The organism is Aquirufa sp., assembly GCF_044377215.1.
In the GTDB taxonomy this organism is placed as follows: Bacteria; Bacteroidota; Bacteroidia; order Cytophagales; family Spirosomataceae; genus Aquirufa.
The window spans coordinates 18,464-34,829 of the sequence record NZ_JBILJM010000007.1; the positions used below are offsets into that span (position 1 = coordinate 18,464).

At 39.7% G+C, this 16,366-nt stretch carries 11 protein-coding genes; 9 read left to right on the forward strand and 2 right to left on the reverse strand.

Annotated elements, in window-relative coordinates; translation table 11 throughout:
• Positions 1 to 180 precede the first annotated feature (180 nt).
• From ACIQ6T_RS03935 to ACIQ6T_RS03955, 5 genes are all read left to right on the forward strand, one after another.
• Positions 181 to 1,818, forward strand: a complete 1,638-nt coding sequence (locus ACIQ6T_RS03935) for a M1 family metallopeptidase (protein WP_395784450.1) — start codon at positions 181 to 183, stop codon at positions 1,816 to 1,818.
• The gene (locus ACIQ6T_RS03940; protein ID WP_395784452.1) at positions 1,818 to 3,458 is read left to right on the forward strand and encodes a M1 family metallopeptidase; all 1,641 of its coding nucleotides are present in this window, start codon (positions 1,818 to 1,820) and stop codon (positions 3,456 to 3,458) included. Before ACIQ6T_RS03935 ends, ACIQ6T_RS03940 begins: the two co-directional genes overlap by 1 nt.
• 108 nt (positions 3,459 to 3,566) lie before the next feature.
• Positions 3,567 to 5,120, forward strand: a complete 1,554-nt coding sequence (locus ACIQ6T_RS03945; protein WP_395784454.1) for a sulfatase-like hydrolase/transferase — start codon at positions 3,567 to 3,569, stop codon at positions 5,118 to 5,120.
• Between the two features lie 131 nt (positions 5,121 to 5,251).
• Positions 5,252 to 6,649: a hypothetical protein gene (locus ACIQ6T_RS03950; RefSeq protein ID WP_395784456.1), complete on the forward strand. Its 1,398-nt coding sequence runs from the start codon at positions 5,252 to 5,254 to the stop codon at positions 6,647 to 6,649.
• Positions 6,650 to 6,773: 124 nt separating this feature from the next.
• Positions 6,774 to 7,637, forward strand: coding sequence for a bile acid:sodium symporter family protein (locus ACIQ6T_RS03955; RefSeq protein ID WP_395784458.1), 864 nt, complete (start codon positions 6,774 to 6,776; stop codon positions 7,635 to 7,637).
• Between the two features lie 33 nt (positions 7,638 to 7,670).
• On the opposite strand, the gene ACIQ6T_RS03960 is transcribed toward ACIQ6T_RS03955, so the two are convergent.
• Together ACIQ6T_RS03960 and ACIQ6T_RS03965 are read right to left on the reverse strand one after the other, a co-directional pair.
• Positions 7,671 to 8,741, reverse strand: a complete 1,071-nt coding sequence (locus ACIQ6T_RS03960; protein ID WP_395784460.1) for a polysaccharide deacetylase family protein — start codon at positions 8,739 to 8,741, stop codon at positions 7,671 to 7,673.
• A 183-nt stretch (positions 8,742 to 8,924) separates the two neighbouring features.
• Positions 8,925 to 11,060 (reverse strand): TIM-barrel domain-containing protein, encoded by a 2,136-nt coding sequence (locus ACIQ6T_RS03965; protein ID WP_395784462.1) that lies wholly within the window; start codon positions 11,058 to 11,060, stop codon positions 8,925 to 8,927.
• Between the two features lie 213 nt (positions 11,061 to 11,273).
• Between ACIQ6T_RS03965 and ACIQ6T_RS03970 the strand changes: the two genes are divergently transcribed.
• From ACIQ6T_RS03970 to ACIQ6T_RS03985, 4 genes are all read left to right on the forward strand, one after another.
• Positions 11,274 to 12,377 (forward strand): PQQ-dependent sugar dehydrogenase, encoded by a 1,104-nt coding sequence (locus tag ACIQ6T_RS03970; protein ID WP_395784464.1) that lies wholly within the window; start codon positions 11,274 to 11,276, stop codon positions 12,375 to 12,377.
• A gap of 177 nt (positions 12,378 to 12,554) precedes the next feature.
• Complete coding sequence (gene eat, locus ACIQ6T_RS03975; protein WP_395784466.1) at positions 12,555 to 13,850, forward strand: ethanolamine permease; 1,296 nt, start codon at positions 12,555 to 12,557, stop codon at positions 13,848 to 13,850.
• Positions 13,851 to 13,857: 7 nt separating this feature from the next.
• Positions 13,858 to 15,213: a glutamine synthetase family protein gene (locus ACIQ6T_RS03980; protein WP_395784468.1), complete on the forward strand. Its 1,356-nt coding sequence runs from the start codon at positions 13,858 to 13,860 to the stop codon at positions 15,211 to 15,213.
• A 1-nt stretch (position 15,214) separates the two neighbouring features.
• On the forward strand, positions 15,215 to 16,363 hold the full coding sequence (locus ACIQ6T_RS03985; RefSeq protein ID WP_395784470.1) for an iron-containing alcohol dehydrogenase: 1,149 nt from the start codon (positions 15,215 to 15,217) through the stop codon (positions 16,361 to 16,363).
• The last annotated feature ends 3 nt before the right edge of the window (positions 16,364 to 16,366 follow it).

Genomic DNA, 16,366 nt, shown 5'->3' on the forward strand with positions numbered 1-16,366 from the left:
AAAATGCACACTTGAAATTTCTAAATTAATTTTAGCAATGCATGTTTCAAGTAATGAATCAGTAAATTAATCCTAAGAAAATCAATACATTAGCGAAAATTTAACACATGGTTTTCACGAATGTGCCCCAACAAGTTAATAACGATTCAAATGTTTCAAAATCAAACTAATAGACGTGCTATGAAACTACATACTATTTTAACGATTGCTTTTTTACTCGTAATTGGTGTTAACGTACAAAGTCAAAATGATGATAAGATAACAAGTAGAGACATTTTGTACCTAACGAGTGGAGGTAAATTACACCCCTTGCAAGCCCTAATGGATATAAGGCATTATACCATCAAATTAGATGTGGATTTGGTTAAACAATCCATTCATGGGTCCACTGAAATTAGTCTAAATTTAGCTGCTAAGACAGATACTATTTTACTTGATTTAATCCATTTATATGCTGTGACAAAAATCAAGGTTAACAATGCAACAGCATCCTATTATCAACACGACGATAAAATATTTATAACCTCCGCTAAAGGTTTCGAATCCGGTAACCAAAAAGTATATGTTGAGTATAATGGGATACCTCCCGTTGCCATAAGACCTCCTTGGGATGGTGGTTTTACGTGGAAAAAAGATAGTGCGGGTTTTGATTGGGTATCTATAAATATTCAAGGCGAAGGTGGAAAAATGTATTTTCCATGTAAAGATCATCCAAGTGATGAACCAAATGAGGGGGCAGATGTGATTATAACCGTGCCCTCCCATTTAGTTGTCGCCGGTCCTGGATTATTGACGAACGTAGTTAAAAAGAAAAATAAGGCTACCTACCACTGGAAAACGAATTACACCATAAGTAACTATTGTATTTTATTTAACATTGGTAAATACAAAGTAGTCAAAGACGAATTAACCACTATTGCTGGGAATAAAGTCCCCATCGAATTCTATGTCTTAGAAGTGGACACCATGCACGCCAAAAAAGTAATTGAAACGAGAAAACGAGATACAAAAATTCTGGAAAAATATTTTGGTGAATACCCATGGGCCAAAGAGAAAATTGGCATTGCAGAAGTGCCTAATTCAGGAATGGAGCATCAGACAATGATTACCTTCGACAATAAATTTAGCTATAAAACAATCGGTGGACAGGAATATTCCGCTAATTTATTTCATGAATATGCGCATGAATGGTTTGCGAATAAGGTGACTAATAAAGATTGGGGACACATGTGGTTACAAGAAGGTATTAGTACTTATGCTGAAGCCCTAGCCATGTATGAACTCGGAGGAGAAGCAGCCTACGATGAGATTATTGCTGGCCATAGACGTAATTCAAAAAATAAGAAAGCCATTGTACCTGCCGGTGAAGGAATCACCGAAGAGGAAGTTTACTCAGGTGGTGACATTTACGGTAAGGGGTCCTTTTTTATGCATAGTTTGAGATACGTAGTAGGGGACCAGCTATTTTTTCCTACATTATATAAACTGGCAACCAGTCCCCAATACACGTATGACAACTTTATTACAACTGAGGACATAGAAAAATTATTTAGTAACGCCTCGGGGAAAGATTTGAAGCCATTTTTCGATTTTTATTTAAGAACAACGAATGTGTTAGATATTTCGATCAAAGAAGTGGGTTTTCAAAAATTTCAAATTAAAGTGAATAATTTATTCATGACCCTGCCTTTTGAAATTACTGCCAATGGTAAAACCACCCGAACAAATATTTCAAGTGAAGGGATCATCATTCAAAGTACATTACCCCCACAAGTAGACGCGAAAGGGTTCTACTTGAAAAAAACAACGATACTGTGATGAATAAATTAAGTAGATTTTTGGCGATAACTTTTTTATTTTTTCCCTTAATCTCCCATGCTGATACGTACCCAATTAATAAAAGTATCGATGTCAAACATTATACCTTTGAACTGGGCTTGAGCGATAGCACCGATGAAATTATTGGCAAAACACAAATTACTATCAATTTTAAGCAAGCAGGTGTATTGAATTTTCGCTTAGATCTTGTCAATAAATCAGTAGAAAGGAATGGGAAAGGAATGGTTGTTGACGCCATTTTTATTAATACCAAAGCCGTCGCTTTTACACACCAAAATGACGCACTCATTATTCATTTACCTCAAGCTTCTATCCTAAATCAAACAGTTATTTATACGATTAAATACCATGGAATTCCATTTGATGGTTTAAGAATAGGGGCCACAAAATATGGTGATCGTAGTTTTTTTAATGAAAATTGGCCCAACAGAGGAAGACATTGGTTGCCACTCATTGATCATCCTTCCGATAAAGCTACTTCTGAATTTATAGTAAAGGCACCTTCACATTATAAGGTAGTCTCAAATGGTTTGCTACTCGAAGAATCTGATTTGGGAAATAATGAAAAACGAACGCATTGGAAACAATCTGTACCCGTTTCGTCCTGGTTATACGTGTTAGGTGTAGCCGATTTTGCTGTTAAATATGTTGACACGTTTAGGGGCAAATCCATACAAACGTGGGTATATCCCAAAAACAGAGAGGCAGGTTTTTATGATTTTGATGAGCCAACAAAAAAGGCGTTAACATTTTTCAGTGACTATGTTGGGCCCTATGCCTACGAGAAATTAGCAAATATTCAAACGCCGAGTGTCAATGGGGGAATGGAGACATCCTCAGCGATTTTTTATGGAGAAAATTTAGTGAATGGAAAAAGAGATGAACGTATTAGAAACGTCGTGATTCATGAAATTGCACATCAGTGGTTTGGCAATGCAATTACGGAGGCTAATTGGGATGACGCCTGGCTAAGTGAAGGTTTCGCCACGTTCTTTACCTTATTATTTATAGAGCATGAATATGGGAAAAAAGAATATACGAAAGGCTTACTGAAAGCTAAGCAGACTATTTATGATTTGGCAGTCAAAATGCCCAATTTCAGTATTGTGAGTCCTAGGTCCGCCGAGGTTGAACAAGTTACTAGTGGATTAACCTATCAAAAAGGGGCTTGGGTGATTCATATGCTCCGAGATTTACTTGGAGAAACTAACTTCAAAAAAGGAATTCGAAACTATTATGCTACGTATTTTAATGCTAATACAACTACGAATGAATTTAGAATTGAAATGGAAAAAGTATCTGGAAAAGACTTGAAGTTATTTTTTAATCAATGGTTATATCAACCTGTTAATCCAACGATTGAAGCTTCTTGGAACTATAATTTCAAAACAAAAAAAATGACAGTTCAATTGAACCAAGTTCAATCGGGTGATTTTTTGTTTAATACTCCAGTTGAAATTGGATATTATACGTTGGGGAAAAGTACCCCAACCATCTTGAAAATGAAGCTTTCGGCTAAATCACAGCGTTATAGTTTTTCAGTAGGTTCTGCACCTTTACAAGTTGAATTAGACCCTAGGAATGTTTTATTAAATAATGGTAGTTTGAGGCGGGAGTAAAATAGTGCTTCATAACGCCTGAATTATTGGCGACTGTAAAACTGTTGATTTCCAAGTTTAGATACCACTACGTTATATTTATTTTCGCCATCCTTAAACTTATTTTATATGTTTTCGAGCTTATCAAGAATTTGTCTTTTAGCTAGTATTTATTTTTTGACAATAACTACCTCATTTTCCCAAAGCCCTCAAAAGCCCAATATCATTATCTTTTTAGTGGATGATATGGGGCTAATGGATACTTCTGTTCCTTTTCTTTTGGATTCCAAGGGAAAACCTCAAGTCCATCCACTTAATAATTGGTACCAAACACCTAATATGAAAAGATTGGCCGATTTAGGTATTCGGTTTTCTACTTTTTATGCACAAAGTGTTTGTTCGCCTTCGCGTGCAAGTCTAATCACTGGACAAAATGCTGCGCGCCATAAAACGACACAGTGGATTAATCCGGATGAAAATAATCGCGGCAACTTGGGTCCCAAAGACTGGAATTGGAAAGGAATCCCTAAAACGGATACAACGACTTTGCCTTTATTACTTCAAAAACAAGGTTATGAAACAATATATGTGGGTAAAGCACACTTTGGGCCATTTGGGTCTTTTGCAGAAAATCCCCTGAATTTAGGGTATCATGTTAATATTGGGGGCACTGCAATTGGTCATCCGGGTAGCTATTTAGGTATGGATAATTATGCCCAAAAAATGAAGAATGGAAGTATAAGGCAACAAGTACCCCATTTAGAAAATTACCATCAAACGTCTACTTTTTTAACGGATGCCTTAACGAATGAAGCCAAAAAGGAAATAAATAAGGCGGCAGCAAACAAAAAGCCTTTTTTCTTACAAATAGCCCATTATGCAGTGCACACGCCTTTTATGTTTGATCCATCATTTAAGGCGCATTATATGAAGGATACCTTACGGGGCGTGGAAGCTCAAAAGTTCGCGAGTATGGTTGAAGGGATGGATAATTCATTGGGTCAAATTTTGGATGAATTAGAAAAATTAAGCCTTGCGGAAAATACCATTATCTTTTTTTTAGGAGATAATGGCTCAGACGCACCGCTTGGACCTACACATGAAGTTTCAAGTTCTGCTCCTCTCAGGGGAAAAAAAGGCACACATTATGAGGGAGGAATGCGAATTCCATTTATTGCCTCGTGGGCTAAACCTGAACGCACAAACACTTGGCAGAAAAAAATGCCTATAAAGCAAGGTGCCATCCAAACTCAATTAGGAACAATTATGGATATCTATCCGACTATTTTAGATTTATTAGATATAAAAAATCCAATCGGACATTCTGTTGACGGTACTTCATTAGCGGTCAATCTGATGGGAAATTCGAATTCCTTAAAATCTGAGACGTTTTTAATGCACTTTCCGCATGATCACCGAAGTAAGTATTTTACAAGCTATCGAAATGGCGATTGGAAGATTGTCTATCATTATTTTCCAGCATTAAACCCTGCAAATACAAGATTTGAACTATTTAACCTTTTATTGGATCCATATGAAACGAATAACTTGGCTACTAAAATGCCTCAAAAATTGAAAAAATTAGTTAATCAAATGCGTGAACAGCTAGAGAAGGAGGGCGCATTATACCCAATTGATGAAAATGGAAATATCACAAAGCCTTCATTTTCCAATAAATACTAATATCCGCGCGCTTTAAGGGTGCTTGGTGTTCAACATTCCTCACCAATCTACCCTGAGTATCTTTTGAAAAGAATAGCAAAAGTAATCCACACATTTAGTTATTTTTGCCTTCGTCTTATCTCTGATTTACCATGAAAAAAATTGGTTTGATTGTTGGAATCGTGCTTTCTAGCACTGTCTTTTTACTATCTTTTTTGATTTCCTGTCGCGTTGATCAAACACCTTATTTTAAAACGGCGTATTACCAACAAACGAAAACGAGGTTGGATAGTCTTACGAAAACACTAAAAAATAGTGACGATCTTCTCGAGGCCGGTTTCTCCAAAGTGAGCATTACGCCAGGTGTGGGCCATGATCAAGATAATCCAACAGCGGGTAAGTTTATCGAAGTTCCATTGGCTGGTTTTGGTGCCCGCAAAGGGAAAAGTGCCAAAGGTACACATGATAGTATTTTTGTAAAAGCCGCAGCGATCAAAGTGGGTAATCAATTGGTCGTTATAGTGGGTGCTGATATGCTCATTATGCCTCCCAACATCATTGATGAAGTTAGTTTAACACTTCAAAAAAAGGGTATCCAACGAAATCAAGTATTTTATTCAGCCTCGCACACGCATTCTAGTGTAGGAGCTTGGGGGCCAGGTTTCATCGGGGAACAATTTGCAGGGAAAGCCAATCTGGGCATTCAAAAATGGTTGGTTAATCAAATATCAACGGCGGTCACTAAAGCAATTGCCGACTTAAAACCTGCCCGATTTGGGAATGGGTATTTCAATGCGGCGCCTTATGTAAAAAATCGATTGATCGGTGAGACAGGAACCATCAATGGCCAGTTTAATTATATATCCATTCAACAAAAAACAGGGTTCAAAGCGGTAATTGGATCATTTGGCGCACATGCAACGACCATTGGTGCCGATAATTTTGAATTTAGTGCAGATTATCCCGGTTATTGGCAACGAAAAATGGAACAGGGTTCTGTAGACCTAGCTATTTTCTGCGGTGGCTCCGTGGGAAGTCAAAGCCCAGTAGGAGAGGGCAACGAATTTGAAAAGTCGAAGCACATAGGAGAGGCGCTCGCTGACAGTCTCGAAAAGCATTTAACACAGGTGCAACTCAAAGATCGAATTAATTTGTCCTCGATTAGCTTAAAAATGGACTTACCCGCTTACCACATTCGTTTGACAAATCATTTACATTTCACGAGCTGGCTAAGTGAAAAATTAATGCCTTTGCCCCAAAATGTTTACTTGCAAGTCATTAAAATGGATAATCTTATGTGGTTTACGACACCATCCGACTTCAGTGGTGAGTTTGCACTTCAAATTAAGGATGCGTTGGCCAATAAAGGTTATCATGCTAACATTACAAGTTTTAATGGTAGTTACGTGGGTTATATCATTCCAGGAAAATATTTTTATTTTGATTCCTATGAGCCTAAAACTATGGGATGGTTTGGTCCGAATATGGGTGAATATACGTTTGAAATGCTCCGCCATTTATCAGATGCAGTGAATCAACCTCAGAAATAACGATACAATCACATCTGAAGATTTGGAAATGAATGTTGGCTTGACTCAAGGTGGGATGAATTTGTTTGTTTAAGTTATTTCGTTTTTATTTGCCACCGACATTACACCTAAACCTATACGAATTATGCAAGCAAATTTTTTAGCTGTCGTACTCCTACCTCTCGCATTGGCTATTATCATGATGGGCTTGGGGCTTTCACTGCGCGTAGAAGATTTTAAACGTGTACTTATTTTTCCGAAAGCCGTATTGATCGGCTTAGTCTGTCAAATGATTCTGTTGCCCACTATTTGTTATTTTATTGCGGTAGGTTTTAATCTATCGCCTGAATTAGCGGTAGGTCTCATGCTTTTATCTGCTTCCCCTGGTGGCCCCACTGCTAATTTGTATTCTCATATTGCCAAAGGTGACGTAGCTCTCAATGTGACTTTGACAGCCTTAAATAGCTTGATTTCTGTTTTTTCGATTACTGTCATTGTTAATTTTGCTATGGCTAGTTTTATGCAAACGGATCAGGTGGTACCCTTACAATTTAAAAAAGTATTCGAGGTTTGCTTAGTTGTTTTAGGACCTGTTTCGATTGGTATGTTAATTCGTTCTAAAGCAAGCTCCGTGGCTGAACGTCTGAGTAGTCCTGTTAAAATTATTTCTGCTCTATTTCTGGTTTTGGTCATTGTCATGACGATTCTTAAAGAAAAGGCACATATCGTTCAAGATTTTAAATTAGTGGGCATACCTACCTTATTATTAAACGTTCTTAGCATGGGTATTGGCTATTTTGTACCACGTTTGTTCCAATTGGGCAAGGCGCAGGCTATTGCGATTGGTATGGAGATTGGCATTCACAATGGCACGTTGGCCATATTTATTGCATTGACGGTGATTGGGAATAGTGCGATGAGTACACCAGCCGTTATTTATAGTTTGATTATGTTTTTCACAGCAGCGCTTTTTGGCTATCTAGTGAATTTGAAAAAAGAAAATAACTAGGGTTTTTTGACCGTGACTACCTCTAAAGGAGTATTAGTGAACCTTTTTACGGCGCTCCAATAATTCGCGGAAAGTAGTTAGAATAATTCCTTCTTTTTCGATGTAGGCTTTTAGTTCAGGATTCATCATGGAATTCATGTCGGCTAAACGCGAGCCACCTGAACCAGATACATACTTGAATTCCTCAGTGATGTCACTGCTATGTACGATCATCATGGCTACTCCTGGATTCATATTTTTGATTGTTTCAATCCATTGTTGGGCCTTATATTTCCCCCATTCTTCAGCGCTCGGGTTTCCGGCAGGTTTCCAATCACCACTAAACGTATGTAAATCGTCTAAAACGGGAAGTCCTGCATTCCAAAGTTTTTCACCCATTTTACTCGCTTCACCAAACAAATCGGTCAAGCCATATCTTTTAGCTTCTAATTTGGTGCCCTCTTTCCATGTCCCATCTGCTTTCATCTTTTTAATAAGTGGTAAGTTCATGGATTCAATCATCATTTTATTATTTCCCCCTGGAAACATCACAGGAATGCCTAACTCAATACCAACCTTAACATAGCGCTCTAAAAATGGGGGGTAGGCAAATAGCGTTCCCATGTGTGAGTCGATGTGCGTAGGGGCCCATCCCAATCGTTTTGCTCGTTCTACTTGAGCTCTAATTTCTCTTTCCACTTCATCCGGACTTGCATGTTTAATAACCTGTTCGACGCTCCGGTGCAGACATCCATCTCCATCACTTAATCCGGGAACTTGTTGGAACCCCGCAAGCGCAGGCCAGCGGTAATCATTCCATTCTGAAGTTAATGTAAGGTGTAAGCCCGCATCAGCCTTTGGATTGTTTTTCTGTAGATAGTGAATGAAACTTGCGGCCCAAGGGCAGGGCATCATGATGCTACATGAAGTAGCCACTCCCTGTTCCATCGATTTATAAGCACCTTGATTGGAAGAATAGGACATTCCGCAATCGTCAACATGGAATATAAGGACTTTTTTGCCTTTAGGAAATCCGAGCTTTTCGGCATAGGTCTGCTGTGTCTGCGCAACTATTGGGGAACATAAAACAGAAATTAGGGCGAAAATTTTTAGGCAATAAGTCATAGTAGAAAATTGGTTTAGCTAATAAGGTAGGTCGACAAATGAATCGATTTTGTGAAAGGATGTATTTTATGATGACCCAAACTTAGAAATTATTTCAATTATATAAAAACTGATTTTTTTACAGCTGACTTGGTTTTGATTCAAATAGATTCATTAAAATTGATTGGTCAATTTATTGATACTTTATTTCGTCATAAATACCCACCTTACCTCCGGCAAATAGCTCATAGGTACTTGAATAGCTTGATTTCCCGCCAATTTCCCTTGTGGATTTCGTTGAACCGAATACTTCGATAAGGTGAATTTTCCTTTTTCATAATCAAACGTTTTACCATCATCATCATACAGGGTAAATGCTCCAGGATTTTGGCCATAATGTTGTAATGTAAGTGGCCATTTTTCGCCTGACTTAGGTGCTTGTCGGTGAATAGGAACCAACGGTATAATCCCTCCATCGCGCACGAACAATGGGATTTTCTCCAAAGGTGGCTCAATCTGAATCAATTGGTTTTCTCCCACAAAGTCTCCCGAGTAAAAATCATACCATTTTCCCTTAGGTAAAATAACCTGCCTACTTTTCTCCCCTGCAAACATAGGAGCAACCAAGATGTCATCGCCCATCATGTACTGGTCTTTGATGTCTTTCCGTATGGCCATTTGGTATGGATTTGTTGTTGCATCCAGTTGGCCGCGCTCTTGGATATTTTGGTCACTAAATTCGTCAACTAATTGCATGGCGCGAAAGGGTGGTTTTCCCTCCCGGTAATAAGCCGCAAATGTCGTATATAGGTAGGGTAATAATTGCATCCGTAAATTGGCCACCTCTTTTACCGCATCGGCTACTTCGGGGAAAGTCCACGGTTTGGTCCCGTCGGCCCATGCATTAATCATGGCCATTGGTGAAAAACAGGCGGATTGCATTCTTCGTATCCATTCTTCCGCTGTTTTAGATGCGCGTACTTCTGGAGTCCACAGGACGCCAATAAAACTACTATTGACCAATGCAGTGATGAAATCCTTGTGATTGTAATAGTCATTGTAAATTACGTAAGGCAAATGGCTACTCCCTGCATTAGAGGCCCTAACTAAACCATAGGTTCGCTTGTTGATTTCTTTGTACCAATCAGCGGTCATTTTTTGAACCAACGATCCATATATTTGCCGCATCTCCTCTGCACTTGTGCCCGATGGGAATGTTGCTACATCCGGCCAGACCCAATTGTCATAGCCATCGACCTCGTCTATTTTATAACCACCTACGCCAATGTCTAAATGATTTTTTTTGAAATGATTCTTGTATAACTGACGGGTTTGGGCCAAGGTAAAATCGGGCACCAAACCATTCCAAACTGTATGCGAGCCCGTCAGGTTTTTAACCAAGGGATAGAGGGACGACTTCGGTGAAACATAGGGATTAAGCCATAGATTAGCTGAAACGCCCTTTTCTGCTAATTTTGCCAAGAATAATTTGGGTGTCGGGAATCGCGTCGTATCCCATTCAAAGGTGCATGGGTAGGACATACTTTGCCAACCAGGCTCTACGCCAATAAAATCCAATGGAAAATTATGTTCCTCAAAACTAGCGACTTCTTTTAAGATGTCTTCTTGGGAATAAAGTGTGGGTACGCGTTGTGTAAATCCCAATCCCCATTTGGGAGGTAAATAGCCACCGCCATTAAGTAAATTATAGCGCTGTACTGCTTGCATAGGTGATGGCCCAGCAAATACGTAAAGACTGGTACCATTCGTTGGTACCAATACCTCCACCGCATCTGAATAGGGTTGTGCACTCCATTTTTTATTCGTATTTCGGTCCTGAAGCTCGGGCGGATTTTTGGAATCGACGCGCACACCGGTTCCTGCATAAACGGTGATGTATTGAGCAGCATCAATCAACACGCCATAGCCTTTTGAGGAAACATAAAAAGGAACAGGCGCATGCGTTCGACCATTATCCTTCCCACCAAAATGATCTATGTGAAGGTTTAAAATACGACCTCGTTGGTTTACCGTTTGAAAATTAAGCCCCAAACCGAACAACTGCTCTCCTTGTTGGAGCGGCAATTTTAGATAGGTTTTCCCTTGAATGATTTTGATTTCAATGGCCCCTTTATCTAGTGGAAATGCGGTTTTAGGAAGTTGATTTAACGCGGACAAATTCACCTTGCCACCAGCCGCTTGAAGCAGACTATGTTTTTGTTTTTGACCAATATCCGCTTTCCAAATACCCGGATAGCTTTCCTTCCAAACAATAGACTTTTGGGCGATAAGGGTGGTTTGGCTTAAAAATAGGAGAATGATAATCTGGCAAATTTTCATCAGTTGGTTATAGCTATTTGGTTTAGTTTTTTCATAAGGTCAAAATGAAGAAATCTCCTCGAAAAACCAAAAAATATTTTTTATCTTCCCGAGTGAGATTTTTTGTATCGATTTTACTTTGAGCGTCACATTGTGAGTTAAATGAACCTAAGCAGATTTTTCTATTATTCTAGGGCATGCCTCGCACGGATTTCTGTGCTATTTTTATTGCTCATGTTATCCTGTTCAAAAGAGATAGAATCTCCTTTGGCGAGTACTTCACCAACGGGCATACCGGAAATTAAAATTACGACCTTACTCAATAACCAAGGCATCATTTGGGGTTTTGACATTTTGCCTGATGGTAACTTACTTTTTACCCAAAAATCAGGGACAATTCAGTTGTATGATAACCTCACTCGAAGTACCACGCGGATTACGGGATTACCTACTAATATTTCGGCAGTAGGGCAGGGTGGATTATTAGATTTGGCTATTGCCCCTGATTTTGCTAGTAGCAAGTCGGTGTTCGTTACCTACAGCATTACCGGCGGTTTTCTTTCGCTTGCCCGCTTTACCTTACGTGGAAATGTAGCTACTGATTGGCGCTTGCTGCATACCACGGAATCAGCTTCCACGTGGAATGGTCACTTTGGAAGCCGAATTGCTTTTGGTCCCGATGGAAAATTATATTGGAGTGTAGGGGAAGGCGGAGGAGGTAGTTTGGGTGGAGCCTCAAGTCCACATCAAAATAGCCAACGAACCACTACATTCTGGGGCAAAATACATCGAATGAATATTGATGGAAGTGTGCCAAGCGATAATCCGATCCTTCCTGGCCAAACACAACGCAGTACCCTATATAGTTATGGACATCGAAATCCGCAGGGAATGGCTTTTGAACCGAAATCAGGACGGCTTTTTGTTAATGAACATGGGCCAAGTGGTGGCTGTGAGCTTAACCGAGTCGAAGCGGGAAATAATTTCGGTTGGCCTTTGTATAGCGTTGGCATAAATTACAATGGAACGACAATTAGTAATGGACATACGGCGCCTGGGATTATTGCGCCCTTAAAGACATGGACACCGGCTCTTGCTCCTTCCGGACTTACTTTTATCAATCATACTTCGTTTAAAGATTGGAATGGTAATTTATTGATGGGAAGTTTGACACGAAAGCATTTAATTAATATAAAAATGACAAATGGTATTCCTGGAAGTGAAACCATTTTACTCCCAGATTTTGGCCGCATACGGAATGTGAAAATGGGGCCTGCAGGTAAAATTTATGTGAGTGTGGAAGACGGGGGAAGGTTACTTGAGCTGACGGCTAAGTAATTTTATTGATTGTAAAAGTGGTTTAGTTTCTTTGAGAACACATTCAATTCAGGTAATATTTTCCTACATTCGTTTGAGTGAAATTTTAGTAGATAATTTAATCAGGTATTACTTTATCTAGTGTCAAATGTTAATTGAATGCAACTTAATTCAAGCGATAGTGAGCATCAAGCTCACATGAAAAAAGTCCTAAGCCCCTTGATGTTATGGGGCCTGGGTGTTGGTTATGTCATTTCCGGGATGTATTTCGGATGGAATTTAGGGCTAAAAGAAGGAGGAACACTTGGGTTGGCCCTCGCTACGGTCCTTGTTATTTTGCTCTATACGTGTTTTAGTTTTTCTTACGCGGAATTAGCTTGTGCTATTCCGAAGGCTGGCGGTGTTTTCGATTATGCAACGAAAGCCTTTGGGAATCAAATTGGATTTATTGCTGGTTTAGCCCAAATGATCGAATTTATTTTTGCTCCACCCGCAATTGCTTTTGGTATTGGCGCTTACTTTAATCTGTTTTTCCCAGATATACCAATTCTTTGGATTTCATTATCGGCCTATTTCATATTCACAGCGCTCAACATTTACGGCATTAAAGCCGCCGCAACATTTGAATTATGGATCACGATTATTGCGGTGGTTGAAATTTTGATTTTTGCCGGTGTTACATTGCCTCATTTTAAATGGGCGAATATGCAGCAAAACGCCTGGCCGAATGGTTGGTATGGAGTTGTTGCCTCTTTGCCCTTTGCGATTTGGTTTTTCTTAGGCATTGAGGGTTTGGCAAATGTAGCCGAAGAGGCGAAAAATCCGCAGAAAGATATTCAACGCGGTTTTGGTTCCGCGCTATTCACGCTCGTTATTTTATGTGTGCTCGTATTTTTTGCCGCGATTGGTGTGGGTGGTTGGGAAGCCATTGTTTTTAAGAATGGGCTTTCTGGTGAAACCTCTGACTCCCCACTTCCCCTAGCGATGGGTCAAATTGTGGGAACGAATTCCTTGTTATTTCACTTACTTCTAACGGTGGGGCTTTTTGGCTTAATTGCTTCTTTTCATGGGTTAATTCTAGCTGCGGGTCGTTCTACGTACGAATTTGGATTAAAAGGTTTTGCTCCCCGATTTTTAGGAAAATTACATCCTAAATTTTTAACGCCTGCCAATGCACTACTCGTCAATATGGGGATCGGAATCGCTGCATTATTAACAAATAAGACGGCTGAAATAATTACGGTTTCTGTAATGGGTGCCTTGACACTGTATTTTATTGCCATGCTTTCATTACTTCAATTACGGAGGAATGCCCCTAATTTAGCAAGGCCATTTTCAGTTCCTGGGTATCCGTGGACACCCTTAATTGCCCTTGTACTCTCAGGTGCTTCTTTCCTTTTAATTGCATACAATAATTCAAATTTGTTTTTTATTTATGCTGGGATCATCCTAATTTGCTTGCTGTTTTTTAAGTTGTTTTTTCCAAAAAAATAAGGTCATCATGACGGAGAATCAAATTTTTGATTACGTGCGGGAACATCCAGACCAACGAGTAAAAGTCGCTTTGGTAGATATTGATGGGGTTTTACGCGGGAAGTACATTAGTACTGAGAAGTTTTTCTCTGTTGCCCAATCTGAAATGGGTTTCTGCAATGTGGTTTTTGGGTGGGACATGGCCGATGTGGCGTATGAAAATTCTCAGTATACGGGTTGGCATTCTGGCTATCCCGACGCCCCTGCGCGCATTGATCTTTCTTCCTTTAGAATGATCCCTTGGGAAAACAATATTCCTTTTTTTCTATGTGAATTGATTGATTCCCCACAACATAGTGCTGCTGTTTGTCCACGAAATTTACTCGAAAAAGTTATAGATCGGGCTCAAAAATCCGGATTTACCCCTTTCTTTAGTCAAGAATTTGAGTGGTTTAATTTTGAGGAAACACCTGCTTCCGTACATGATAAGAATTTCCAAAACTTAAAACCCTTAAGTCCCGGAATGTTTGGTTATTCAGTTTTACGAAGCACTTTACGCAATGATTTTTTCAAATCACTATTTTCAGATTTAGGATCTTTCGGAATTCCATTAGAAGGTTTACACACAGAAACAGGTCCGGGCGTTTATGAAGCTGCGATAACTTATTCAGGTATATTAGAAGCTGCCGACCGTGCTGTTTTGTTTAAATCATCAGTAAAAGAATTAGCCTACAAGCAGGGTATTATGGCCACATTTATGGCCAAATGGGATGAACGTTTGCCGGGTTGTAGTGGGCATGTGCATCAAAGTCTTTGGGATGCAGGCGCGTCTAAAAATTTGTTTTTTGACGAAATTGATGAGCAAGGAATGAGTGCAACCATGCGGCATTATATTGCGGGCCAACTCCATTGTTTACCATATATTTTACCCATGTTTGCACCTACAATCAATTCGTATAAGCGTTTAGTGGAAGGAGCTTGGGCTCCCACAACGCTTACTTGGGCAGTGGACAACCGGACGGTTGCTTTGCGTGCTATTCCTGGAAGTAAAAAATCAACACGGCTTGAAACGCGGGTGGTAGGCTCAGATGTGAATCCATATTTGGCCATGGCCGCCTGTTTAGCGAGTGGTTTGTATGGCATTCAACATCAATTAGCTTTGCAAGAACCTACTTTAGGAAATGGTTATGCTGATGTTTCACATGGGCGTTTGCCTAGCAGTTTGCAGCAGGCAACAGAGGCAATGAAACATTCCCCCATTGCCTTTGAATTATTTGGCGAAACGTTTGTAAAGCATTTTGTAGCTTCCCGGGAGTGGGAATGTCAGCAATATGGCCGCGTAGTGAACGATTGGGAAAAAAGAAGGTATTTTGAAATAATTTAAGATGGATTTTAATCAAGTAAAACAATTTAATTTCCCCACTATTATTCGGTTTGGGGCTGGAGCGATAAAAGAATTAGCTCCATATTTAAAAAACCATGGTTTTTCGAAGCCCCTGCTCGTGACCGATCCAGTGATTGCGGAACTTGGATTTTTTAAAAATATTTGTGCTGATTTAGCTCACGCAGGTATATCTGTAGAAGTTTTTTCTTCCATTCATAAAAATCCGGTTAAGTCGGACGTATATGCAGGAACGGCTGTTTGGGATGCAACAAACCGAGATTGTTTAGTAGGAATCGGTGGAGGTGCAGCTTTGGATGTTGCTCGTGCTATCGTACTTCAGGTAAACCATCGGGAAGATTTGTTTGTCTATGATGATTTAATTGGGGGTGATGTGTATGTGACCAACGATGTTCCTCATTTTGTGACCATTCCAACTACGTCGGGGACGGGTAGTGAGGTGGGTAGATCTGCCATTATTGCAGATGATGAAACACATCAAAAAAAGATTTTATTTTCCCCCAAGCTTTTGGCCAAAATTGTTTTTGCTGATCCGCTTTTAACCATGGAATTACCTGCTTTTGTTACTGCAGCCACTGGTATGGACGCGTTAACTCACAACATGGAGGCATATTTAGCCAAAAATTTTCATCCAATGTGTGATGGAATTGCCTTGGAGGGGATGCGTTTAGTGGCGGAATCGCTGGTGGATGCGGTACGTCAACCCGATTTAAATGCGCGATCAAAAATGTTGCTTGCCTCCATGATGGGTGCAATTGCGTTTCAAAAAGGATTGGGCGTTGTTCACTCCTTAGCGCACCCGCTTTCATCTCTTTTAGATACACATCATGGGTTGGCGAATGCAATTAATATCCCTTATGGAATGCGTTTTAACATTGCGGGTTTTGAGGATCGATTTGCCCGGATGGCTCAGGCCTTAGGTTTGAAATCGGAGTTAGGGGAATCGGTAGTTCAATATCTGTTTGACTTAAATTCAAAGGTTGGGATTCCCCATCGCTTACGTGAAATTCAAGTCAAAGAGTCTCATTTAGATACGTTATCAGCTTTGGCTTTTGCAGATTTTGCACATCCCAATAATCCAAAACCCGTATCTCAATCTGATTTTAGGGCACTTTACCAGGAAGCATTATAAGGT